Origin of the sequence: Streptomyces sp. NBC_00846, from assembly GCF_045207325.1 — a bacterium.
Classification (GTDB): domain Bacteria; phylum Actinomycetota; class Actinomycetes; order Streptomycetales; family Streptomycetaceae; genus Streptomyces.
In genome coordinates this window covers 5,485,305-5,508,330 of the sequence record NZ_CP108846.1, presented here as the reverse complement: position 1 = coordinate 5,508,330, position 23,026 = coordinate 5,485,305, and the positions used below count along the sequence as shown (strand labels likewise).

17 protein-coding genes and 2 pseudogenes are annotated in these 23,026 nt (G+C 70.5%); 3 read left to right on the top strand and 16 right to left on the bottom strand.

Annotated features, from left to right (window positions below):
- Positions 1 to 76 precede the first annotated feature (76 nt).
- A complete protein-coding gene (locus tag OG936_RS25380) occupies positions 77 to 571 on the top strand; it encodes a cytosine permease (protein WP_406497692.1) in 495 nt (164 codons plus the stop codon).
- Here OG936_RS25380 and OG936_RS25375 read toward each other — a convergent pair.
- On the bottom strand, positions 486 to 1,574 hold the full coding sequence (locus tag OG936_RS25375; protein ID WP_406497691.1) for a branched-chain amino acid aminotransferase: 1,089 nt from the start codon (positions 1,572 to 1,574) through the stop codon (positions 486 to 488). The genes OG936_RS25380 and OG936_RS25375 overlap by 86 nt on opposite strands.
- Positions 1,575 to 1,815: 241 nt before the next feature.
- Positions 1,816 to 2,859 (bottom strand): 3-isopropylmalate dehydrogenase, encoded by a 1,044-nt coding sequence (locus OG936_RS25370; RefSeq protein WP_406497690.1) that lies wholly within the window; start codon positions 2,857 to 2,859, stop codon positions 1,816 to 1,818.
- Between the two features lie 67 nt (positions 2,860 to 2,926).
- Here OG936_RS25370 and OG936_RS25365 point away from each other — a divergent pair.
- Positions 2,927 to 3,160: pseudogene (locus tag OG936_RS25365) on the top strand (phosphoesterase); the annotation flags it as partial.
- 60 nt (positions 3,161 to 3,220) lie between these two features.
- On the opposite strand, the gene OG936_RS25360 reads toward OG936_RS25365, so the two are convergent.
- The 4 genes and pseudogenes from OG936_RS25360 to OG936_RS25345 form a co-directional block, all read right to left on the bottom strand.
- The gene (locus OG936_RS25360) at positions 3,221 to 3,349 is read right to left on the bottom strand and encodes a hypothetical protein (RefSeq protein WP_266748797.1); all 129 of its coding nucleotides are present in this window, start codon (positions 3,347 to 3,349) and stop codon (positions 3,221 to 3,223) included.
- A 380-nt stretch (positions 3,350 to 3,729) separates the two neighbouring features.
- Positions 3,730 to 4,253: pseudogene (locus tag OG936_RS25355) on the bottom strand (helix-turn-helix domain-containing protein); the annotation flags it as partial.
- 194 nt (positions 4,254 to 4,447) lie between these two features.
- Complete coding sequence (gene pruA, locus OG936_RS25350) at positions 4,448 to 6,079, bottom strand: L-glutamate gamma-semialdehyde dehydrogenase (RefSeq protein WP_266748789.1); 1,632 nt, start codon at positions 6,077 to 6,079, stop codon at positions 4,448 to 4,450.
- Between the two features lie 39 nt (positions 6,080 to 6,118).
- Positions 6,119 to 7,099, bottom strand: a complete 981-nt coding sequence (locus tag OG936_RS25345; RefSeq protein WP_406497688.1) for a proline dehydrogenase family protein — start codon at positions 7,097 to 7,099, stop codon at positions 6,119 to 6,121.
- A gap of 178 nt (positions 7,100 to 7,277) precedes the next feature.
- Here OG936_RS25345 and OG936_RS25340 point away from each other — a divergent pair, with 178 nt between their 5' ends.
- A complete protein-coding gene (locus tag OG936_RS25340; RefSeq protein WP_406497686.1) occupies positions 7,278 to 8,420 on the top strand; it encodes a PucR family transcriptional regulator in 1,143 nt (380 codons plus the stop codon).
- A 28-nt stretch (positions 8,421 to 8,448) separates the two neighbouring features.
- On the opposite strand, the gene OG936_RS25335 is transcribed toward OG936_RS25340, so the two are convergent.
- The 10 genes from OG936_RS25335 to OG936_RS25290 all read right to left on the bottom strand — a co-directional run bounded on the left by OG936_RS25335 (position 8,449) and on the right by OG936_RS25290 (position 22,942).
- Positions 8,449 to 8,967 (bottom strand): hypothetical protein, encoded by a 519-nt coding sequence (locus OG936_RS25335; protein ID WP_406497684.1) that lies wholly within the window; start codon positions 8,965 to 8,967, stop codon positions 8,449 to 8,451.
- Positions 8,964 to 9,686, bottom strand: a complete 723-nt coding sequence (locus tag OG936_RS25330; RefSeq protein ID WP_406497682.1) for a hypothetical protein — start codon at positions 9,684 to 9,686, stop codon at positions 8,964 to 8,966. The genes OG936_RS25335 and OG936_RS25330 overlap by 4 nt, the downstream gene beginning before the upstream one ends.
- Before the next feature lie 145 nt (positions 9,687 to 9,831).
- Entirely contained in the window at positions 9,832 to 12,246 is a 2,415-nt protein-coding gene (locus tag OG936_RS25325; protein ID WP_406497680.1) for a Tox-REase-5 domain-containing protein, read from the bottom strand.
- A gap of 193 nt (positions 12,247 to 12,439) precedes the next feature.
- Entirely contained in the window at positions 12,440 to 13,036 is a 597-nt protein-coding gene (locus tag OG936_RS25320; RefSeq protein ID WP_406497678.1) for a TetR/AcrR family transcriptional regulator, read from the bottom strand.
- Between the two features lie 80 nt (positions 13,037 to 13,116).
- Positions 13,117 to 14,709, bottom strand: a complete 1,593-nt coding sequence (gene serA, locus OG936_RS25315) for a phosphoglycerate dehydrogenase (protein ID WP_406497676.1) — start codon at positions 14,707 to 14,709, stop codon at positions 13,117 to 13,119.
- 275 nt (positions 14,710 to 14,984) lie between these two features.
- Positions 14,985 to 15,986 carry a ketol-acid reductoisomerase gene (ilvC, locus tag OG936_RS25310; protein WP_361447182.1) on the bottom strand — a complete coding sequence of 334 codons (1,002 nt, stop codon included), beginning with the start codon at positions 15,984 to 15,986 and terminating at the stop codon, positions 14,985 to 14,987.
- A 100-nt stretch (positions 15,987 to 16,086) separates the two neighbouring features.
- Positions 16,087 to 16,614 (bottom strand): acetolactate synthase small subunit, encoded by a 528-nt coding sequence (ilvN, locus tag OG936_RS25305; RefSeq protein ID WP_383751230.1) that lies wholly within the window; start codon positions 16,612 to 16,614, stop codon positions 16,087 to 16,089.
- 22 nt (positions 16,615 to 16,636) lie between these two features.
- Complete coding sequence (locus tag OG936_RS25300; protein ID WP_383751227.1) at positions 16,637 to 18,493, bottom strand: acetolactate synthase large subunit; 1,857 nt, start codon at positions 18,491 to 18,493, stop codon at positions 16,637 to 16,639.
- Positions 18,494 to 18,720: 227 nt separating this feature from the next.
- On the bottom strand, positions 18,721 to 21,558 hold the full coding sequence (locus OG936_RS25295) for a putative bifunctional diguanylate cyclase/phosphodiesterase (RefSeq protein WP_406497673.1): 2,838 nt from the start codon (positions 21,556 to 21,558) through the stop codon (positions 18,721 to 18,723).
- A gap of 433 nt (positions 21,559 to 21,991) precedes the next feature.
- Positions 21,992 to 22,942: a 2-hydroxyacid dehydrogenase gene (locus OG936_RS25290; RefSeq protein WP_406497672.1), complete on the bottom strand. Its 951-nt coding sequence runs from the start codon at positions 22,940 to 22,942 to the stop codon at positions 21,992 to 21,994.
- Positions 22,943 to 23,026: the final 84 nt, after the last annotated feature.

Genomic DNA, 23,026 nt, shown 5'->3' with positions numbered 1-23,026 from the left:
ACGTGTTGACGGCCTTCCTTTCTACGCCAGATTGAGCGGCACTCAAATAATCGAGCGTCAGGGGCGGCCTCATGCGATGGAACAACGCGGAGTCGACACCATCCCGGACGAGGAGCGCACCGGTGGGCCGCGCGACCTCGTGTCGGTCCTTCTCAGCGCCAATCTCTGCCTGGGCGTCATCGTCTTCGGCCGGCTACCGCCGTCCTTCGGGCTCGGGCTGTGGCCCTCGGTGACCTCGATCGTCATCGGGACGCTGATCGGCGGGCTGGAACATCAGCGCCACGGTGTCCTGGGCGCGGCGGTCGGCCTCGCGGCGGTCTCCATCACGGTCTACGAAGGACCGCTGCTCGCCCGTTCGAGTCTCCTCTCCGCCCGGCGCAAAGAACCGGGGCGCTCCGACGCGCAGCCGGTAGCGGAACGCACCGCGCCCCCGTCCCAGTCGCTGCGCGCGGTCGGGACGGGGGCCTGGGCCGTACAGGGGCTGACTAGCCCAGCTGGTGCATCCAGCCGTGGGTGTCCTCGGCGACGCCGCGCTGGATGTCCAGCAGGCGCTCACGCAGCTTCCCCGTGACCTCGCCGGGCGCGCCGTCGCTCTGGGTCCACTCGCCGCCCGCGGACTTCACGATGCCGATGGGGGTGATGACGGCGGCGGTGCCGCAGGCGAAGACCTCGGTGAGGCTGCCGTTCTCGGTGTCGGCGCGCCACTGGTCGATGGAGACGCGGTCCTCCTCGGACTCGTAGCCGAGGTCGCGGGCGACCTTGAGCAGCGAGTCACGGGTGACACCGGCGAGCAGGGAGCCGGTCAGGGCCGGGGTGATGATCTTGTTCCCGTACACGAAGTACAGGTTCATCCCGCCGAGCTCCTCGACCCACTTGTGCTCGACCGCGTCGAGGTAGGCGACCTGGTCGCAGCCCTGCTCGGCGGCCTCGGCCTGGGCGAGGAGGGAGGCGGCGTAGTTGCCGCCGGTCTTGGCGTCGCCCATGCCGCCGGGGACGGCGCGGACGCGGTTCTCGGACAGCCAGATGGAGACCGGCTTGACGCCACCGGGGAAGTAGGCACCGGCGGGCGAGGCGATGACGATGAAGAGGTACTCGTTGGCGGGCTTCACGCCGAGGCCGACCTCGGTGGCGACCATGAACGGACGCAGGTAGAGCGACTCCTCGCCGCCGTGCGCCGGAACCCATGCCTTGTCCTGCTGGACCAGCGCGTCGCACGCCTCGATGAACGTCTCGACGGGCAGTTCCGGCATGGCCAGCCGGTGCGCCGAGGCCTGGAAGCGCTTGGCGTTCGCCTCGGGGCGGAACGTGGCGACGCTGCCGTCGGGCTGGCGGTAGGCCTTGAGGCCCTCGAAGATCTCCTGCGCGTAGTGCAGGACGGTGGTCGCGGGGTCGAGGGAGAGCGGGCCGTAGGGGACGAGCTGGCCGTCGTGCCAGCCGCGGCCCTCGGTCCACCGGATCGTCACCATGTGATCGGTGAAGTAGCGGCCGAACCCGGGCTTGACCAGGATCGCCTCGCGCTCCGCGTCGGACAGCGGGTTCGAGGAGGGCTTGAGCTCGATCGTGGGCGTCGTCATGTGTGCGTGTCCTTCACCGGTTGTGTGTGTTGGACCGCGCTCACGTCGCTCCTGTCAGACAGGTGCTAGGACGTCCGAGCTTCACCGCGAGCGACGGCCCCGTTCGATTATCGCTCCGGGTTGGCCCTGCACGAAATGACGCGAATGCGGTCCAGTGGTCGATGGTCGCACCCGGGACCGAATAGGAGAAGCCGCCGGGTGCGGTTGCGACCCGGCGGCTTCAAAAGTTGGAGTCGTCGGGTCAGCTCGCTACACGTACCGCGAGCGCGTCGCCGATCTGGTCGGTCGTACGGGTCGTCACTCCGTCGCGCTCCGCGAGGTCGGCGGAGACGGCGTCCTCGATGCGCGCGGCCTGGGCCTCGTAGCCGAGGTGGCGCAGCAGGAGGGCGACGGAGAGGATCGTGGCGGTCGGGTCGGCCTTGCCCTGTCCCGCGATGTCGGGGGCAGAGCCGTGGACCGGCTCGAACATCGACGGGAAGTTGCCCGTCGGGTTGATGTTGCCGGACGCGGCCAGGCCGATGCCGCCGGTCACGGCAGCGGCGAGATCGGTGAGGATGTCACCGAAGAGGTTGTCGGTGACGATGACGTCGAAGCGCTCCGGCTGGGTGACGAAGAAGATCGTCGCGGCGTCGACGTGCAGATAGTCGGTGGTGACCTCGGGGTACTCGGTCGCGACCTTGTCGAAGGTGTTCTTCCACAGGTGGCCCGCGTACACGAGGACGTTGTTCTTGTGAACGAGCGTCAGCTTCTTGCGGGGGCGGGCGTTGGCCCGCTCGAAGGCGTCACGGACGACGCGCTCGACACCGTAGGCGGTGTTGACGCTGACCTCGGTGGCGACCTCGGCCGGCGTGCCGGTGCGCAGCGAACCGCCGTTGCCGGTGTACGGGCCCTCGGTTCCCTCGCGGACGACGACGAAGTCGATGTCCGGGCGGCCGGCCAGCGGCGTCGCGGTGTTCGGGAACAGCTTCGACGGCCGCAGGTTGATGAAGTGGTCGAAGGCGAACCGCAGCTTCAGCAGGAGCCCGCGCTCCAGGACGCCGGACGGCACGGAGGGGTCGCCGATCGCGCCGAGCAGGATGGCGTCGTGACCCTTGAGGGCCGCCAGCTCCTCGTCCGGGAGGGTTTCACCGGTACGGTGCCAGCGCCGGGCGCCGAGGTCGTACTCCTTGGTCTCCAGCTTCACATCCTGCGGGAGAACAGCGTTGAGGACCTTGAGGCCCTGGGCCACGACCTCCTGGCCGATACCGTCACCGGGGATCACTGCGAGATTGATGCTGCGAGACATGCCCGCACCTTACTGCGCGTCCCACCCCATGACACGCCACGTCCACCATGCGGACACATGGTGACTCCCGGCGCCGGACACGTACGAGGGACACGTCGAGGACCGGGACAGCGTGGACACGTACCACGTGGTCAGGACCGGCGGAAGGGCGACCGGGACCGTGGAGTGGTCCCGGGTCCGTTACACCGGCCTCTCGTTCCTGGCGGTGGAGGTGGAACCCGGACGGCATGCCCGGATGAAGGTCACCGCACTCGCCGAGTCGGGCGAGCGCATCGACCACTTCGTGATCAGCCGCGGCTGATCACCGACCGGGCAGCCGGCCTGGGTGACCGGTCTCAGTGGCCGGCCTCAGCGGCCGGCCTCAGTGGCCCGTGGAGCCGCCGTTGTCCCTGCGGTCGAGGGCCCGCTGCAGGGCGGCGGCGGCATTGCGGCGCTCCGACTCGGTCGGGCGGTGGGTGTGACGGACGCGGCGGACAGTCGTCTCGGCCATGGTGGATCGACTCCTTGAGATCGCGAGGATTTCGAGATCGAAAAACCGTGAAAGTGATTTCGAGATCGGGATTTCGAGGTGCCTGAAGGGGCGGGGAGCGGGCGCCGCAGGGGTTGCCTGCACGGGGGCGCGCACTCACGACCGCCAGTCGCTGGATCTAGCGAGACGTTCGGCTTCTACAAAGTTAGGACAGCTCGGCCGGTCTGTCTCCACAATTACTCGGACTTCCTACTATCTGAGACGGAGGTTTACGACTGCCCACCCCCGGTTCCCGGTCCCGAGCCCGGGCCGGCGAGCGATCGTGCCTGCTCAGAGGTGGTGACAGGGCCGGCCGGGTCCGTCGGCGCGGTCGGCCGTCACACGCGCTGCCCGAAATCCTGCGCCCCCACCACCCGCAGCCGCTCGTACGCCTCGCTGCGGGAGTGCGTCTCGTGGTCCTCGGGCGGGAACAGCGTGCGCCCGGCCGGGTCGGTGAACCAGGCCCGGACGATGTTGTGGCCCGGCCCCGCCTCACCGACCAGCGCAACGGCCATGGCGTTCTGCGCGAGCACCTCCCCCCGGTCGCTGAAGACCTGGGCGGGCGCGTCGTGCAGCCGGTCGAGGACCATCAGCAGCCCGGGACGCACGTGCTGCGTGGGTCCGAGCCGGCCGCGCCGCGGTTCCTCCCCCGCCAGGTGGAAGAGGTGGTCGCGTTCGTCCTCGCTCAGCCCAGCCGCAGCGCCCTTGCCGGCGCGGACAGCATCTGGCGCGAGGGGCGCGAACCGCGGCTCTGCTCCAGGCGCGTGTAGTGGTCCACGGAAGCGCCGGTGAGCTGGGCGACCTCTTCCCGCCGCAGTCCGGGGGTACGTCTGCGGGAACCGCCGGGCAGGGGGAGAGGAGCGGTGTCCGGGGCCTTCGAATCCAAGGCGGAGGAGGGAGTCGACGCGGAGCGTCGGCGACTGACGACAACGCCGGAGGCGGAGGTCCCGGACACCGCGACGCCGCTGACAATCGTGGGCGAGGTTGTAAATGGAAACCGCCTCCCGGCCGGCGGGGGAACCGGGCGGGAGGCGGAATTCGTGGTGGGGCGCCGGGGGGTGTGCGGCGCCCCGGAGGGGGTCAGCCCTGGTGGGGGTAGGTGTACTCGGTCGGCGGGACCAGCGTCTCCTTGATGGCCCGGGTCAGGGTCCAGCGCTGGAGGTTCTGCGGAGCGCCCGCCTTGTCGTTCGTACCCGAGGCACGGCCACCGCCGAAGGGCTGCTGGCCGACGACGGCACCGGTCGACTTGTCGTTGATGTAGAAGTTGCCCGCGGCGTACCGCAGCTTCTCCATCGTGTACGCGGCCGCGGCGCGGTCGCCCGCGATGACGGAACCGGTCAGCGCGTAGTCGGAGGCCGACTCCATCTGCTCCAGCATCGCGTCGTACGCGTCGTCCTCGTAGACGTGCACGGCGAGGATCGGGCCGAAGTACTCGGTCGTGAAGACCTCGTTGGCCGGGTCGGTGCACTCGATGACGGTCGGGCGGACGAAGTAGCCCACCGAGTCGTCGTACGTGCCGCCCGCGATGATCGTGCAGGACGGGTCCGACTTGGCGCGGTCGATCGCGGCCTTGTTCTTGGCGAACGAGCGCTCGTCGATGACGGCACCGATGAAGTTCGACAGGTCGGTGACGTCACCCATGGTGATGGAGTCGACCTCGGCCGCGAACTTCTCCTTGAAACCGGAGTTCCAGATGGAGGCCGGGATGTACGCGCGGGAGGACGCCGAGCACTTCTGGCCCTGGAACTCGAAGGAGCCACGGGTCAGCGCGGTCTTCAGGATGGCGTGGTCGGCCGACGGGTGGGCGACGACGAAGTCCTTGCCGCCGGTCTCGCCGACGAGCCGCGGGTAGGCGCGGTAGTTGGCGATGTTGTTGCCGACCGTCTTCCACAGGTGCTGGAAGGTGGGGGTCGAGCCGGTGAAGTGGATACCGGCCAGGTCGCGGTGGTTCAGGGCCACCTCGGAGACGGGGATGCCGTGGCCCGTCACCAGGTTGATGACGCCCTTGGGCAGACCGGCCTCTTCCAGGAGCTGCATGAGCAGCACGGCGGAGTGGGTCTGCGTCGGGGACGGCTTCCACACCACGACGTTGCCCATGAGGGCGGGGGCGGTGGGCAGGTTGCCCGCGATGGCCGTGAAGTTGAACGGCGTGATCGCGTAGACGAAGCCCTCCAGCGGACGGTGGTCCATGCGGTTCCACACGCCCGGCGAGTTGGCCGGGGGCTGCTCGGCCAGGATCTGGCGCGCGTAGTGCACGTTGAAGCGCCAGAAGTCGACGAGCTCACAGGGGGTGTCGATCTCGGCCTGCTGGGCGGTCTTCGACTGGCCGAGCATCGTCGAGGCGGCCAGCGTCTCGCGCCACGGGCCGGACAGCAGCTCGGCGGCGCGCAGGATGATCGCGGCACGGTCGTCGAAGGACATCGCGCGCCAGGCCGGGGCGGCGGCGAGCGCGGCGTCGATCGCGTCCTGCGCGTCCTGCTGAGTTGCGTGCGCGAACGTACCGATGACGGCCTTGTGGTTGTGCGGCTGTACGACGTCGAAGCGCTCGCCGCCGCCCATCCGCTTCTCGCCGCCGATGGTCATCGGAAGGTCGATCGGGTTCTGGCTGAGCTCCTTGAGCTTCGCCTCCAGGCGGGCGCGCTCCGGGGAGCCCGGGGCGTAGGAGTGGACCGGCTCGTTGACCGGCGCGGGGACCTGGGTGACAGCGTCCATGGTTTCCGTTGCTCCTTGGGTAGAGAGGTGGAGGGGGGCTCAGCCCTTGGTGAGGATGGAGCGGCCGAAGAACAGCAGGTTCGCCGGCTTCTCCGCGAGACGGCGCATGAAGTAGCCGTACCAGTCCGTGCCGTACGCGGTGTAGACGCGCATCCGGTGGCCCTCGGCCGCGAGCCGGATGTGCTCGTCGCTGCGGATGCCGTACAGCATCTGGAACTCGTACTCGTCCAGCTTGCGCCCCGCCTTGCGGGCCAGTTCCTGGGCGATGGCGATCAGGCGCGGGTCGTGCGACCCGATCATCGGGTAGCCCTCGCCCTCCATCAGCGTCTTCAGGATACGGACGTACGCCTTGTCGATCTCGGCCTTGTCCTGGTACGCGACGGAGGCGGGCTCCTTGTACGCGCCCTTCACGATGCGGACGCGGCTGCCGGCGGCGGCCAGGCGGCGGGCGTCGTCCTCGGTGCGGAACAGGTACGCCTGGATCACACAGCCGGTCTGCGGGAAGTCCTTCCGCAGCTCCTCGTGGATGGCGAACATCGAGTCGAGGGTGGTGTGGTCCTCGGCGTCCAGCGTGACCGTGGTGCCGATCGCGGCGGCGGCCTCGACGACCGGGCGGACATTGGCGAGGGCCAGCTCGTGTCCCGCCCGCCACCCGCCACTGCCCTTGGCCGAGAGCCCTTCCGGCTCGCCCCCTTCGATGTCCAGCGACTGGCCGAACATGGAGAGCTTGATGGACATCTCGGCCTTGGTGCCCAGGCCGAGGTCCTTGAGGCGGTCGACCAGTTCGAGGTAGGCGTCGCGGGCGGCGGCGGCCTGCTCGGGGGTGGTGATGTCCTCGCCCACCACGTCGAGGGTGACTTCGAGGCCCTTGTCGGCGGCGTCCTCGATGACCGGGACGACCTGGTCGACGGTCTCACCGGCGATGAAGCGGTCGACGACCTGCTTGGTGCCAGGTGCCGCCGAGACGAAACGGCGCATCCTGTCGCTGCGGGACGCGGCGAGAATCACGGGACCCAGCACGGGGCACCTCCACGGAAAGTACGAACGAAGGCCGTACCGGCGAGGGGGAACAAAGCGGTACAGCACGGAGAACCACCGTGAAATCTAAGGATCCCTCCGATCGTGGGCCATCGACAGCTGTCACGCATCCGTTCCCGGGTTCTCAGACATATGTCTGAAGCGGTGCGAGAATGGCCGGGTGAAGGGCGATTACCAGGAGCTGGTCGACGAGATCTCCGGGCTGCTCGGCGCCCCCGCGACGCTGGAGAACCGGGATTTCGGCCTGGTCGCCTTCGGCGCCCACGACAGCGACGACGACATGGCGATGGACCCGGTCCGCACCCGCTCGATCCTGACCAGGCGCTCCACCCCCGCGGTCCGCGCCTGGTTCGAGGGCTTCGGCATCGCCCGCGCCACCGGCCCGGTCCGCATTCCGGCCGCCCCGGAGGCCGGGGTGTTCCGGGGCCGGATCTGTCTGCCCGTACGCCACCGGGGTGTCGTGCTCGGTTACGTGTGGCTGCTCGACGCGGACCCCGGGCCGACCGGCGAGCAACTGAACGCGGCGATGGAGGTGGCGGCCCGGATCGGGGGGCTGCTCTCCGACGAGGCGCGGGCCGGCGCGGACCTGTCCCGGGAGTTCGGCGCGGTCCTCACCGCCGCGCGGGGCTGGCAGCGCGACATGGCGGTGGCCGCGCTGCGCGAGGCCCTGGGCCGGGACGCGGAAGGGCTGCACACGCTGGTGTGCGTGACCCCGTGGACCGACGATCCGCCGTCGGTCCGTACGGTGCCCTCGACCGCGGCGCTGACCTCGGTACCGGCCCCGGGGGCCGGTAGGGCCGCCTCGCTCGCGGCGCTGGTCCGGCTGCGCTCCACGGATGTCCTCGACCCTGCGCTGACCGCTGCGGACCGGCTGCGTGCCGCGGCGGGCCGGGGCTCCACGGCCGGGGTCGCGTTGCCCCGCCGGGGTCTGGCGGAGCTGGCGGCGGCCTGGCACCAGGCGTCGGCCGCGGCCCGCGCCGCGGCGGCCGAGGCCCGTTTCGGCCCAGTCGCCGAGTGGTCGGCGATCGGCCCGTACCGGCTGCTGACCGCACTCCCCGCCGAGGCGGCCGCGGACGCGGCGGTGCGCGCCCTGCTCACCCCGCCGCACAAGGATCTGGCCCGCACCGCCGAGGTGTTCCTCGACTGTGCGGGCCAGGCGTCCCGGACGGCCGCGGCGCTCGGCATCCACCGCCAGACGCTCTACTACCGGCTCTCCCGGGTCCAGCAGCTCACCGGCCTCGATCTCAACGACGGCGAGGACCGGCTGCTGCTGCACATGGCGCTCAAGGGCGCCCGCCTCTGACTGCGCGTCGACGCCGTCGGGGCGGCCTTCAGCGCTCGTCCGGGGCGGTGACCGGCCGGGTGCTGACCAGGGCCGCCAGCACCAGCGGCGCGTCGCCGTCGCTGTGCCCCACGCTCACGCCCACCCAGCGGTCCGTGCCGCCGACCGGGCCCCAGACGGACAGATCACCGTAGAGATCCTCATCGAACAGCGCGTCGAACAGGGGCTCGACGGGGGCGCCCTCCTGCCGGCGCAGCAGCGGCACGTGCAGCGGCACCGCACGGTGCGGGCCCCATCGGCGGTCCAGTTCCCCGACGAGAGCGGCGAGATGGGCCTCGGCCGCGTCCTCGGCGTCGTTCCACTCGGGGGCGTACACCCCGGTCAGCGGGTCGCCCTCCCAGAGCGGGGCGACGCGGAAGCCCTCGCCGCCGGTCGCGGTCCACTCCCCCGTCTCCGGATCCCCCTCGGTCGCGGCGGGCCCGGTCGCCGGTACGGGGCCGGCCAGCAGCTCCTCGATGTCCGCCAGCGCGCGGGCCACGGCGAAGGTCTCCCCGGCGCGGGAGGTCACAGGACGGCCCGGTCCATCGGGCGGGGCAGGGGATCGAGCGCCCCGGCCTCGCGGAGCCGCTCGTAGGCCGTCACCACCTCCGCGCTCGCGCCGGGGCCCGCGATGTGCAGGAGCACGCCGCCGCCGGGCAGTTCCTCGCGGGCCGCCTTCAGGCTGTCCGGAACGAGGGCCGCCCGGCCCGGGGAGAGGTATCCGACCCGGCCCACGACGGGATCGCCGATGGAGAACCCGGCGTCGTCCTCCAGCGCGTCGAGCACGTCGTCGTCGCTCACGTCACCGAAGTCCGGCTCCCACTCCCGGGCGAGGACGGCGAGGAGTTCGGCCTCCGGAACCTCGGCCCCGTCCGGCGCGTGGAGCGTCACCACGAACGACTGGAGCAGGAACTCCGGGGCGCCCCCGCCCAGTCCGCTGATCTCCGCCTGCCAGCCGGGCGCCCCCGTGCGGGCCAGCCGCAGCGCGGTGCCCGTGAGGTCGGACCAGCCCTCGGCCGCCTGCATCACGCGCAGGGCGCCGAGCAACGCCCCCTCGTCCGCCGGCAATGCGTCCCCGGGTCCGGAGCCGTGGACGTGCCGCCAGGGTCCGGAGCCGGCCGCGCCGTTCGCCGACGCCGCTTCGGGGAGCAGTTCCGTGAGCCCGTCCAGCGTCCGCTTCCAGCGTCCGGCGAGCGCTTCGGCCGGCTCCGGACGGGGGCCCCAGAAGCCCCGCACTACACGTCGCATGCACTTTCCTCCGTCGAGCTTCGTCCGTCGGGCGTGGCGCCTGCGGCCTGCCCGGCCGATCGGGGTCGGACAGGCCCCTTGGCCTCTCGTCCGGATCACGCCGGGCTCGCGTGCCCCGGCACCGCCGGGCGCCGCTGCGTGCAGGCTACTCGTCGAAGGCACCCGGTTTCCTGGTGCTGTCGTTCGGCTTCGGCTTGCTGTAGACGACCTTGATCGGCAGCTGCTCGTCGCGGAACGCCTGGCGGGCGGCCTTGGCCACGTCCGGGTCGGAGAAGTGCCACTCCACCGCCCGGCCGCCGGCCGCCTCCACCTGGGCCTGCGCCTCGGCGATGAACTTGTCCTTGCCGGACTTGGTGAGCGCGCCCTGTTCGGTCTGGGAGAGATAGCTGCGGTAGCCGTTCTTGGCCTCCAGGAAGGTCTGCCTGCTCGAATCCCAGCCGTCGTACTCCACGGCCGGCTTGCCCTCCCTGGGGTGCGGTACGACGTACTCCTGGCCCCGGTTGGTGCCGGTGATCTGCTCCTGGTACCGCAGCCAGGACTCGTTCTTCCAGTTGGGTGCGGGGTTGCGGTCGCGGCCGGCCCAGTAGCCGTCGCCCAGGTCCGCGTCGCCGAGCTTGTGGTCCTTGAGGTCCTTGCCCCAGGACGGCGGGTTGTAGTTGCGGGGGTCGGAGGTGTCGTTGCGCTTCGGCTCCGGGTACTTCTTCTTCTCCAGTTCGGCCTTGCGGGCGCGCTCCGGCTCCTCCAGGCGTTTCTGCTCCAGGTGCGCCGCCCGTTCCTGGGCGCGCGCCTGAGCAGCCTTGGCCTTGGCCGCCTCGTCGCACCCGCCGTCCGCGAGGACGACCCGGCCGGCGGGACCGGAGGCCAGCACTCCGGTGCCGGAGCCGCCGACGCCCGTGGTTCTGCCGCCGTAACGCACCAGGGGCGGCCCCGAAGCGATGACGCAGCCGGTCCGGCGCGCCGCGTCCTCCGCGGCGTCCGCGGCGTCGTCGGCCTCCTTGGCCGCCTTGCGGACTCCGTCGAGGTCTCCGAGTTCGGCGGCCTTGCGGGCGCGGCGGGCCGCGGCCCCCGCGTCTTCGGCGGCCTCCGCCACCTTCTCGGCGACCTTGCCCAGCTTGCCGAGTCCGCCGACCTTGCCGACGACCTTCGCCACGTCGTAGCCGGGGATGAAGAAGGAGCCGATGTTCCAGACCACGTCGGTGACGGCCCGGGTCTTCTCTCCGTTGTTCCAGCGGTCACGGACGTCGTCGCCGACGAAGACGTCGTCGCCGATCTTCACGACGGTGTTGACCGACGCCTTGCCCCAGTCCCGGATCGCACCGAGGTAGTCGCCGTTGCCCCACTTGTCGCCGGCATCCTTGGAGTCCTGCATCCACTGGTTGCCGAGTTGCTTGCCGTAGTCCGCGATGCCGGACCACGTCTCGGGCTTGAACAGGTCGATGATCCCGGTGACGTCGCCCCAGACCCCGTCGACCGCGAGCCCCTTGACGACCTGGGCCGTGCGGTCCCAGGCGCAGCCGAAGAAGCCCCAGCCGCCGCAGTCCTCCTTCCCTGCCCTGTCGCCGCCGCCCTGGTCGTTCCCGTTGTCGTCCTTGTCGGACGCGGGTACGTCGTAGTCGGCCTCGGGTTCCTCGCCGTTCTCGGGGTAGGTGTCGACCCCGCTGCCCGGACGGCCGTCGTCGGGCCCCCCGGTGCCGCCGCTCACGCTCGTACCGCCGGAGGAGCCCCCGGCCGTGCCCCCGTCGCTCGCGTCGCCGCCACCGCTGCTGCCGTTCGTACCGCCGTTCGTACCGCCCGTCGAGCCGGTACCGCCGGTGACCGTCGTGCCGCCGTCCGCGCCCGCGGTGCTTCCCCCGGCGGCTTCGCCGCCCGTGGCGCCGCCGCCCTGGCCGCCGCCCGCCTCGACCCGGCCCGTGCCGTCGCCGGAGGCGGGGCACGAGTAGCCGCTCAGCGAGCAGATCGCCGACTGGAGCTCCGCGGTGATCCGGCCGCCGACGCCGCTCAGTGCCATGGCCGCGATCAGCGCGACCACGATGAGCACCAGGCCCAGGTACTCCAGGGCCGTCTGCCCCCGGTCCCGGCGCCAGGTGATCATGTGCGGAAGCGAGAACTTCGGCCGCTCGCCCCGTTCCCCCGGCGGCAGCAGGAACCACGCCCGGCTCTGCTGCCGGGTGAGGAAGACCAGGATCAGGACCGGCAGCAGCAGTTGGGGGAAGCCGTGTGCCGACCCGTCCCCGATGTTGGCCACACCGCCGAGGACCAGCCACACCTGGACGGCGACCAGTCCCCACCAGACCCGCTTGCCGCCGGTCCGTACGTGTCGCGCCAGCAGCAGGCCGAGGATGCCCGGCGCGGCGGCGTACAGCAGGATGCCGATGACTTCGGCGCCCAGCGCGTCCACCGCGAGCGCCGAACCGAAGAGGCCGAGCGCGCCCAGGACGGTCGCGCCGAACAGCACGAGGAGCAGCACTCGCACCGTGTTGAGCGGGCGCGGGAGCTCCCGCCGCCCCGCACTCCCCCGCGCCGGGCCTTCAGGAACCGGTATGCCGCCCATAACAGACATACGCGAGCCGCCCCCCGGCGTCAGTGAGTGCCATGACAGTCACTCACCCTAGGGTCGGGCCCCCGCGCGCGTCATGGGTCTCAGGGCCCAACTTCGGCCCCGTGCAAGCCCCATGAGGTACCGTCACCGAGGCCGGGTCACGGCGTCCGCTTCCGCGACACCCGCGACCGCCGCCCCATCGCGCGACCCGGCTCTACTGGCCCGCCCGTCCCTCCAGCACCGCCTTCAGACCGTCCGTCAGGTCCTGTGCGGACGGTGCGGATTCGCTGTCCATCAGCCACTGCACCATCACGCCCGCGAGCAGGGCCTGGCAGAACAGCCCGGCCACCCGCGCCTTCTCCGGGTCCGCCTCCGGATCGATGCCGAGCATGTTCTCGGCGAGCCCGTCACGACCCTCGCGCTGCGGGCCCGCGAGGGCCTTCTGCAACTCCGGGTCCTGGTCGATCCGGGAGACGACCTCCATCTGGAGCTGCCAGACGGACCGGGTCTGCTCATAACTGTCGATCACCCGTTCCCAGGTGTCGCGGAACTGGTCCAGCGGCGCCCGGGGCGCGCCGTCGGCGTCGCCGCCCACCGCCTCGTCCGGCTGCTCGGTGAGCGCATCGCCCCACTCCTCGGTCACCTTGAGGAAGGCGAGGTTGAGCAGGGCTTCCTTGGAGCCGTAGTGGTAGCCGATGGAGGCGAGGTTCGTCCCGGAGGCGGCCACGATGTCGCGCGCCGTCGTCCGGGCGTACCCCTTCTCCAGCAGGCAGCGCTTGGCACCTTCGAGCAGATCCTCACGATGTCCCATGAAAGCAGCGTACCCGGCATGCAGACGTTCGTGTAAAACGAACGTCTAGATGCCGGGTACGCGGAGTCCTCGGGCCTTTGTCAGTCGGTCAGGTTCACCGTACGGGCCGACGCGGCCCCGATCTCCGAGGAGATCTCGGCGAGCACCGACGCCGGGACGTCGTCGTCGACGGTGAGCACGACCAGCGCCTCGCCGCCCGCGCCCGTCCGCGAGACCTGCATGCCCGCGATGTTCAGACCGGCCTCGCCAAGGATCCGGCCGACCGTGCCGACGACACCGGGGCGGTCCTCGTAGCGCAGCACCACCATGTGGTCGGCCAGCGCCAGGTCCACGTCGTACTCGCCGACGGCGACGATCTTCTGGAGGTGCTTGGGTCCGGCCAGTGTGCCGGAGACCGCCACCTCCTCGCCGCCCGAGAGCGTGCCGCGGACGGTGACCATGTTGCGGTGGTCCGGCGACTCGGAGCTGGTGGTGAGGCGGACCTCGACACCGCGCTCCTGCGCGAAGAGCGGGGCGTTCACGTACGACACGGTCTCGTCGACGACGTCCTCGAAGACACCCTTGAGCGCGGAGAGTTCGAGCACCTTGACATCGTGCTGGGTGATCTCGCCGTACACCTCGACGTCGAGCCGGACCGCGACCTCGCCCGCGAGCGCGGTGAAGATCCGGCCGAGCTTCTCGGCGAGCGGCAGGCCCGGGCGCACGTCCTCGGCGATCACGCCGCCCTGGACGTTGACCGCGTCCGGCACGAGCTCACCGGCGAGCGCGAGGCGCACGGACTTGGCGACCGCGATACCGGCCTTCTCCTGGGCCTCGTCGGTGGAGGCGCCGAGGTGCGGGGTGCAGACGACCTGGTCGAACTCGAACAGCGGGGAGTTCGTGCAGGGCTCCTTCGTGTACACGTCGAGACCGGCACCGGCGACCCGGCCCTCCTTGAGGGCGGAGGCGAGCGCCTCCTCGTCGACGATGCCGCCGCGCGCGGCGTTGACGATGCGCACCGAGGGCTTCACCTTGTGCAGCGCCTCGTCGCCGATCAGGCCGAGCGTCTCGGGGGTCTTGGGCAGGTGCACGGTGATGAAGTCGGCGACCCGGAGCAGCTCGTCCAGCGACAGGAGCTTGACGCCCATCTGGGCGGCGCGCGCGGGCTGTACATAGGGGTCGTACGCGACGATCTTCATGCCGAAGGCCGACATGCGCTGCGCGACCAGGACGCCGATGCGGCCGAGGCCGACGACGCCGAGGATCTTCTCGCTCAGCTCGACGCCGGTGTACTTGGAGCGCTTCCACTCGCCGTTCTTCAGGGCGGTGTTGGCTTGCGGGATGTTGCGCGCGGTGGCGACCAGCAGACCGCAGGCCAGTTCGGCGGCGGTGACGATGTTGGAGGTCGGCGCGTTGACGACCATCACGCCGGCCTTGGTGGCGGCGGAGACGTCGACATTGTCCAGACCGACGCCCGCGCGGGCGACGACCTTCAGCTTCTTCGCGGCGGCGATGGCCTCGGCGTCGACCTTGGTGGCGGAGCGCACCAGGATGGCGTCGACATCGGCGATCGCGGGGAGGAGCTGGGAGCGGTCCGCGCCGTTGCAGTGCCGGATGTCGAAATCCGGGCCCAGGGCGTCAACCGTGGCAGGCGACAGCTCTTCAGCGATGAGTACGACAGGTTTCGAGCTCACGTGAGTCCTCACAGGTCCAGTGCGGACGGCCGTCCCGACGGCCGCAGGCGGTGGAGGGGCTTGCCGCGTGGAAGACGCACGACACTGTGGGCCTGACGCGTGTATGTGTGGAGAAGTGTAGTCATGCGCCAGGACGCGTACTGTGCCCCGATGGAAGGATCACCCACACGAGGATGGACGACTTGTACACACGTACGACGCCGCCTCTTCCAGCGGTGAAGCGGATACGCCCCCCCGGGGGCGGGTCGGATGACCCGCCCCCGGGGGCGTCGGTGTTACGCGTCCTCGTCGTTGACCCAGCTCATGAGCTTGCGCAGCTCACGGCCGGTGGTCTCCAGGAGGTGGTCGCTGTCCGCCTTCTTGTACTCGTTGTACTTGGGCAGACCGTTGTGGTACTCGGCCATCCAGTTCTTGGCGAAGGTGCCGTCCTGGATCTCCGCGAGGACCTTCTTCATCTCGGCCTTGGTGGCGTCCGTGATGATCCGCGGGCCGGTGACGTAGTCGCCCCACTCGGCGGTCTCCGAGATGGACCAGCGCATCTTCTCCAGGCCACCCTCGTACATGAGGTCCACGATGAGCTTCAGCTCGTGCAGGCACTCGAAGTACGCGATCTCCGGCTGGTAGCCGGCCTCGGTCAGGGTCTCGAAACCGGCCTTGACCAGGGCGGCGGTGCCACCGCAGAGGACGGCCTGCTCACCGAACAGGTCGGTCTCGGTCTCCTCGGTGAAGGTCGTCTTGATGACGCCGGCGCGGGTGCCGCCGATGCCCTTGGCGTACGACAGGGCGAGCGCCAGGCCGTTGCCCGAGGCGTCCTGCTCGACGGCCACGATGCACGGAACGCCGCGACCCTCCTCGTACTGACGGCGGACCAGGTGGCCCGGGCCCTTGGGGGCGACCATGCAGACGTCGACGCCCGCCGGCGGCTTGATGAAGTCGAAGCGGATGTTCAGGCCGTGGCCGAAGAACAGCGCGTCGCCGTCCTTGAGGTTGTCCTTGATGGACTCCTCGTAGACCTGGGCCTGGATCGGGTCCGGGACCAGGATCATGATGACGTCGGCCTCGGCGGCGGCCTCGGACGGCGTCACCACGCGCAGGCCCTGCTCCTCGGCCTTCGCCTTGGACTTGGAGCCCTCGTGCAGACCGACACGGACGTCGACACCCGAGTCACGCAGCGACAGCGCGTGGGCGTGGCCCTGGCTGCCGTAGCCGATGACCGCGACCTTGCGGCCCTGGATGATGGACAGGTCGGCATCGTCGTCGTAGAACAGCTCGGCCACTGGGTCTCTCCTTGGTGTGCAGGTGTTGCGTCCCACCGTACGGCGGGGTGCGTCAGATACGTTTTCGAGTCTCGCCATACGAGCGGCGAGGGGGGAGCGGCTAGGCCGTACGGTCCAGGGCGCGCAGCGAACGGTCGGTGATCGAGCGGGCGCCACGCCCTATGGCGATCGTGCCGGACTGGACCAGCTCCTTGATGCCGTACTGCTCCAGCATCTTGAGCATGGCCTCCAGCTTGTCGGAGCCTCCGGTCGCCTCGATCGTGACGGCCTCCGGGGAGACGTCCACGGTCTTGGCGCGGAACAGCTGGACGATCTCGACGATCTGGGAACGGGTCTCGCTGTCGGCGCGGACCTTCACCAGGACGAGCTCGCGCTGGATCGCAGCGGACGGCTCGAGTTCGACGATCTTCAGGACGTTCACCAGCTTGTTGAGCTGCTTGGTCACCTGCTCGAGAGGCAGGTCCTCGACATTGACGACGATGGTGATGCGCGAGATGTCGGGGTGTTCGGTGGTGCCGACCGCGAGCGAGTCGATGTTGAAGCCGCGGCGGGAGAACAGGGCGGTGATCCGGGCGAGGACACCGGGCTTGTTCTCGACCAGGACGGAGAGCGTGTGCTTGGTGGACATGGAGTCGGTCTCTCTCTGTCTCTCAGTCGTCTTCGTTGTCGCCGAAGTCGGGGCGGACTCCGCGGGCGGCCATGACCTCGTCGTTGGAGGTGCCGGCGGCGACCATCGGCCACACCATGGCGTCCTCGTGGACGATGAAGTCGATCACGACGGGGCGGTCGTTGATGGAGTTGGCCTCTTCGATGACCCTGTCCAGATCGGCCGGGTCCTCGCAGCGGATCGCGTAGCAGCCCATGGCCTCGGACAGCTTGACGAAGTCGGGGACGCGGGTGCCCTTCGCCGGGACGCCCTCGGTGTCGGCACCGGAGTGCAGCACGGTGTTGGAGTACCGCTGGTTGTAGAACAGGGTCTGCCACTGGCGGACCATTCCGAGCGCGCCGTTGTTGATGATGGCGACCTTGATCGGGATGTTGTTGAGCGCGCAGGTGGTGAGTTCCTGGTTGGTCATCTGGAAGCAGCCGTCGCCGTCGATCGCCCAGACCGTACGGTCCGGCTTGCCGGCCTTGGCGCCCATCGCGGCCGGGACCGCGTAGCCCATCGTTCCGGCGCCGCCGGAGTTCAGCCAGGTGGCGGGCTGCTCGTACTGGATGAAGTGCGAGGCCCACATCTGGTGCTGGCCGACGCCCGCCGCGAAGATCGTGCCCTCGGGGGCGAGCTCGCCGATGCGCTGGATGACCTGCTGCGGCGAGAGGCTGCCGTCCTCGGGCAGCTCGTAGCCGAGCGGGTACGTCTCGCGCCAGCGGTTGAGGTCCTTCCACCAGGCTTCGTAGTCACCCACGTGGCCTTCGGTGTGCTCGGCCTGGACGGCCTGGACCAGGTCGGCCAGGACCTCGCGGGCGTCGCCCACGATCGGCACGTCGGCCTCGCGGTTCTTGCCGATCTCGGCCGGGTCGATGTCGGCGTGGACGATCTTGGCGTACGGGGCGAAGCTGTCCAGCTTGCCGGTGACGCGGTCGTCGAAACGGGCTCCGAGGGCGACGATCAGGTCGGCCTTCTGCAGCGCGGTGACGGCGGTGACCGCACCGTGCATGCCCGGCATTCCGACGTGCAGCGGATGGCTGTCGGGGAATGCGCCGAGCGCCATCAGTGTGGTGGTGACGGGCGCTCCGGTGAGCTCTGCGAGGACCTTCAGTTCGGCGGTGGCCCCCGCCTTGATGACGCCGCCGCCGACGTACAGCACCGGGCGCTTGGCCTGGGTGATGAGCCTGGCGGCCTCGCGGATCTGCTTGGCGTGCGGCTTGGTGACCGGGCGGTAGCCGGGCAGGTCCAGGACGGGCGGCCAGCTGAACGTGGTCCGCGCCTGGAGGGCGTCCTTGGCGATGTCGACGAGGACGGGTCCCGGACGGCCGGAGGAGGCGATGTGGAAGGCCTCGGCGATCGTGTGCGGGATGTCCTCGGCCCTGGTGACCAGGAAGTTGTGCTTGGTGACCGGCATGGTGATGCCGCAGATGTCGGCTTCCTGGAAGGCGTCCGTCCCGATCGCCTTGGAGGCGACCTGGCCGGTGATCGCGACCAGCGGGACGGAGTCCATGTGGGCGTCGGCGATCGGCGTGACCAGGTTGGTGGCTCCGGGACCCGAGGTGGCCATGCAGACGCCGACCTTGCCGGTGGCCTGCGCGTAACCGGTGGCGGCGTGTCCCGCGCCCTGCTCGTGCCGGACCAGTACATGACGGACCCGGGTGGAGTCCATCATCGGGTCGTACGCCGGAAGGATGGCGCCGCCGGGAATGCCGAATACCGTGTCGGCCCCCACCTCCTCGAGAGACCGGATGAGGGACTGCGCACCCGTGACGTGCTCAACGGTGGCGGCGGACGATCCGCCGTTACGGGCCCGCGGCTGGGGATGGTGGGCCCCGGTGGCCTGCTCGGTCATCGGCATTCTCTTCTCGAAGCTGAGGGTTTTTGCGAGTATCTTGCGGGTACTTTGCGACGTTTTGCCTGGTGCCGGTGCAATAAAAAACCCCTCGTGCCGTGAGGCAAGCGAGGGGAGCGCGTCGGTGTGGTCTGCGGAGTCTCCACGAGGGACTCCGCTCAGCCGACGCGCTTTCCAAGTACGAGAATTCGGGTGCGCATGGCAATGACCCTCTCTCCGACGCACGCGGGGTGTCAAGTGGGTGGGACGGGAGTCTCAGCATGTGAGCTACTCAGGAGGGGGACGGAGCCGCCCGTCAGGACCGGCTGGGCGGCGGTGCTGCCGGGCACCGGGAACTCACCGCGGGCCAGGGCGCGGCGCAGCCGGTACTCGTCGAGCGGCCCGGAGAAGGCCATTCCCTGGCCGTGCGTACAGCCCATGGCGCGCAGCGCAAGGACCTGCTCCGGTACGTCGACCCCGTCGGCCACGGACTGCATGCCGAGGTCGCAGGCGATGCGCAGGAGGCCGCTGGTGATCTTGTTCAGCCGGGCGGATTCCACGACGCCCTCGACGAGACCGCGGTCCAGTTTCAGTACGTCGATGGGGAGCCGGCGCAGGGCATTGATCGCGGCGTAGCCGCTGCCGAAGCCGTCGAGCGCGATGCGGACGCCGAGTCGGCGCAGGGCGACGAGACGCTGTTCGAGGTCGTCGAAGGAGATGCGGGGGTCACTGTCGGCGACCTCGATCATGAGGGCGCCCGAGGGCAGGCTGTGGCGGGTGAGCAGCGCCTCGACGGAACTGAACGGCATGGCCTGGTCGAGGAGCCTGCGGGCGGAGAGCCGCACGGCGACGGAGACGGGGTGACCGGCCCTGGCCCGGTCGGCGGCCTGCTCGACGGCCTCTTCGAGGAGCCAGCGGCCGAGCTCGGCGGTGCGGTCGCTGTCATCGGCGACGCGGAGGAATTCGGCCGGGGTGAACAGGATGCCCTGGGCGGAGCGCCAGCGGGCCTGGGCGGCGACGGCGGCGACACTGCCGCTGGCGAGATGTACGACGGGCTGGTGGAGCAGGGCGAACTCGCCGTCGCGCAGTGCGGTGCGCAGCCGGGCCGCGAGCTCGGATCGGCGTACGACTTCGGCCTGCATCTGCGGGGCGTACAGCTCGACGCGGTCCTTGCCGCCGGCCTTGGCGCGATACATGGCGAGGTCCGCGTTGCGCATGAGGTCGCTGGGAGTGATGCCGGGCTCGGCGAACGCGACTCCGATGGACGCGGCGACCCTGACCTCACCGGCGCCGATGCGGTACGGCTGGGAGAGCGTGAGGCGCAGCCGGTCGGCGATCTCGTGGACCTGGCACTCCCGGGCGGACTGGTCGCGGGTGCCGTCGCCGAGGATGATGGCGGCGAATTCGTCACCGCCGAGGCGGGCGGCGGTGTCGCCGGCCCGTACGGATTCGTGGAGGCGGCGGGCGGCCTGGACGAGGAGCTCGTCGCCCGCCTGGTGGCCGAGGCGGTCGTTGACCGCCTTGAAGCCGTCGAGGTCGATGAAGAGCACGGCGGTGCCCGGGTCGCCGGAACGGCGGCCGCCGAGGGCCTGGCGCACCCGCTCGGTGAACAAGGCGCGGTTGGGCAGGTCGGTGAGCGGGTCGTGCTCGGCGTTGTGCTGCAACTGGGCCTGCAGGCGCACCCGTTCGGTCACGTCGCGACTGTTGAGGATCAGGCCGCCCTGGTGGCGGTTGACGGTGGATTCGACATTGAGCCAGTCGCCCGTACCGGATCTGAACCGGCACTCGATCCGGGTGGTGGGTTCTTCGGCCGGAGAGGCGGCGAGGAACCGGCGCACCTCGTGGACGACCTGGCCCAGGTCGTCGGGGTGGATGATCGAGGAGAGCTCGGCGCCGACGAGGTCTTCGGCGTCGCGCCCGTACACCCCCGCGGCGGCGGGGCTGACGTAGCGCAGGACGCCGGTGGGGGCGGCGATCATGATGACGTCGCTGGAGCCTTGCACCAGGGAGCGGAAGTGGTTCTCCTTCTGCGCCAGTTCCTGGGTGAGGGCGATGTTGTCGACGAGCATGATGCCCTGCCGGACGACCAGGGCGAGCACCACCGTGCAGCCGGTGAAGACCACGACGCGGTCCACGCGGCGGCCCTCGATGACGTTGTGGAGAATTCCGAGGGTGCAGACGGCGGCGGCGAGATAGGGCGTCAGCGCGGCCAGCGATCCGGCGATGGGGCGGCTGGTCGGCCGCGGCGCGTCCCGTGGCGGGAAGGCGTGCTCCCGCGCGTTGGCCGCGCCCCAGGGGGCGTACGCGAGGAGCAGCGATCCGGCGAACCAGCCCGCGTCCAGCAACTGGCCGGAGTGGTAGGTCTGGCGCAGCAGCGGTGAGGTGAACAGGGCGTCGGACAGGACCGTCAGGGCCAGGGCGGCGATGGCGGTGTTCACCGAGGAGCGGTTGATGTTGGACCGTCGGAAGTGCAGGGCCAGCACCATGGAGACCAGCACGATGTCGAGCAGCGGATAGGCCAGCGAGAGGGCGGTGCGCGCCACGCTCGCCCCCTGCGCGTCCGCGAGGTGCGCGGTGTGGGCGAGGGCGAGGCTCCAGGAGAGTGTGAGGAGCGATCCGCCGATCAGCCAGGAGTCCAGTGCGAGACAGACCCAGCCGGCCCGGGTGACGGGGCGTTTGGCGAGGACGAGCAGTCCGACGATGGCGGGCGGTGCGAAGCAGAGGTAGAAGGCGTCGGCGAGTGAGAGGCTGGGCACCTGGAGCCCGAGCAGGACCTCGTACCACCCCCAAACGGCGTTGCCCCCGGCGGCCATGAGCGAGGAGAGCGAGAACAGCAGCCAGGCGGGCCGGCACCGGTCACCGCCGGCCCGCCCGTAGAGGAAGCAGGAGACGGCTGCTGCCAGCGCGGCGGCACTGAGGCCGAAATCCCCCATGAACAGCGCGAGTTCCCTCGAACCCCAGCCGAGGGCGGCCCCGACCGCGTAGCCCCCGCAGACGAGGCCGAGCAGGACCTGCGATACCAGCGAGGAGGCGCCGCCGAGGGCCGCCCGCCGGGAGAGGAGCGCTCCGAGGGCGCCGGCCGGCGCGCTCACCGTGGCACACCCGGCGACGGGTGCGCACGCACCGGTCGCCCCGCCGGGGCTCCCACCGCGATGCCCGGCGCCCACGACGCCCGCCCTGCGGTCGGGTCCGTACGCGTACGCCCGGTGCGAAGGAGTCCGTCCGCCATGCGGTCACACGCGCCACGCGCCGCGACGCCCGTGCCGCGGGCGGGGAGCGGGAAAGCCCGAGCGGCCCCGAGCCGCCGTCGGCTGCCCTGCGGTGTCGGATCGTTCGCCCATCGGCCGTGCATCGCCCGTCCCCCCTCGCGTGTTGCGTCCTTTCCGGCGCCGTCCCTTCCTCGGCGCAGCGCCCCTTTCGGGACGATACACCAGACCAGTCACAGAGGGACATAGTTCATCTACTCTCCGTAACCACCACGCCTGTTGTCGGTACGGTGCGCAGTCGGGCGGACCCACAGCGTGGTCAGCCGGTGGTGCGTACGACGTTCCGTACCGGTTCCCCCGCGGCGAACCGGCTCAGCTGCCCGGCCACCAGACGCTTGGCACGTGGCAGGAACGCCGAGGTGCTGCCGCCCACATGAGGGGTGATCAGGACGTTCGGAGCATGCCAGAGAGGATGGCCGGCGGGCAGCGGTTCCGGGTCGGTGACATCGAGAGCGGCGCGCAGCCGGCCGGACTCGAGTTCGAGCAGCAGTGACTTGGTGTCGACGACGCCGCCCCGTGCGACGTTCACGAGCAGCGCTCCGTCCGGCATCGCGGCAAGGAACTCCGCGCCCACCAGCCCTTGTGTGGACGGGTTCAGCGGGGTGGACAGCACGACGACGTCGGCCTCGGACAGGAGTGCGGGCAGGTCGTCGAGTGTGTGCACGGGGCCGCGTGCGGTTGTCCGCGCAGAGCGCGCGACGCGCGCCACCCGCGCGCACTCGAAGGGCGAGACCCGGTCCTCGATGGCGGCGCCGATCGAGCCGTATCCCACGATCAGTACGGATTTGTCGGCGAGCGCGGGGTAGAAACCGGACCGCCACTCCTCCTTGTCCTGCCCGTGGACGAACCCGGGGAAGCCGCGCAGGGAGGCGAGGATCAGGGCGAGGGCGAGCTCCGCCGTCGACGCCTCGTGGACCCCCTTGGCGTTGCACAGCCGCACTCCGTCCGGCAACAGGCCGAGGCCCGGCTCGACATGGTCGATGCCCGCGGTGAGCGTCTGCACGACCTGGACCTGTGTCATCCCGGCGAGCGGACGGACGGAGACTTCCGGACCCTTCATGTAGGGCACGACGTAGAAGGCGCAATCGGCCGGGTCGGCGGGGTACTCCGGTCCGCCGTCCCAGAAGCGGTAGGCGAGGCCTTCGGGGAGCCCGTCGATCTCGTCGGCGGGAAACGGCAGCCATACGTCGGGAGTCTTCGTCGAAGTCATGGTCAGGAGGCTAATCGCCGGGAGGCTGCGCGAGGGAGGGTGATCGGCAGAGGTTACTTTGGGGTGCGTTGCGGTCCCGTGGCG

Bases quoted from the DNA above. Each gene is read 5' to 3' on its own strand.
- OG936_RS25380 (WP_406497692.1), top strand. From the start codon at position 77: ATGGAACAACGCGGAGTCGACACCATCCCGGACGAGGAGCGCACCGGT.
- OG936_RS25375 (WP_406497691.1), bottom strand. From the start codon at position 1,574: ATGACGACGCCCACGATCGAGCTCAAGCCCTCCTCGAACCCGCTGTCC.
- OG936_RS25370 (WP_406497690.1), bottom strand. From the start codon at position 2,859: ATGTCTCGCAGCATCAATCTCGCAGTGATCCCCGGTGACGGTATCGGC.
- OG936_RS25360 (WP_266748797.1), bottom strand. From the start codon at position 3,349: ATGGCCGAGACGACTGTCCGCCGCGTCCGTCACACCCACCGCCCGACC.
- pruA (WP_266748789.1), bottom strand. From the start codon at position 6,079: ATGGACGCTGTCACCCAGGTCCCCGCGCCGGTCAACGAGCCGGTCCAC.
- OG936_RS25330 (WP_406497682.1), bottom strand. From the start codon at position 9,686: ATGCGACGTGTAGTGCGGGGCTTCTGGGGCCCCCGTCCGGAGCCGGCC.
- OG936_RS25325 (WP_406497680.1), bottom strand. From the start codon at position 12,246: ATGTCTGTTATGGGCGGCATACCGGTTCCTGAAGGCCCGGCGCGGGGG.
- OG936_RS25320 (WP_406497678.1), bottom strand. From the start codon at position 13,036: ATGGGACATCGTGAGGATCTGCTCGAAGGTGCCAAGCGCTGCCTGCTG.
- ilvN (WP_383751230.1), bottom strand. From the start codon at position 16,614: ATGTCCACCAAGCACACGCTCTCCGTCCTGGTCGAGAACAAGCCCGGT.
- OG936_RS25300 (WP_383751227.1), bottom strand. From the start codon at position 18,493: ATGCCGATGACCGAGCAGGCCACCGGGGCCCACCATCCCCAGCCGCGG.
- OG936_RS25290 (WP_406497672.1), bottom strand. From the start codon at position 22,942: ATGACTTCGACGAAGACTCCCGACGTATGGCTGCCGTTTCCCGCCGAC.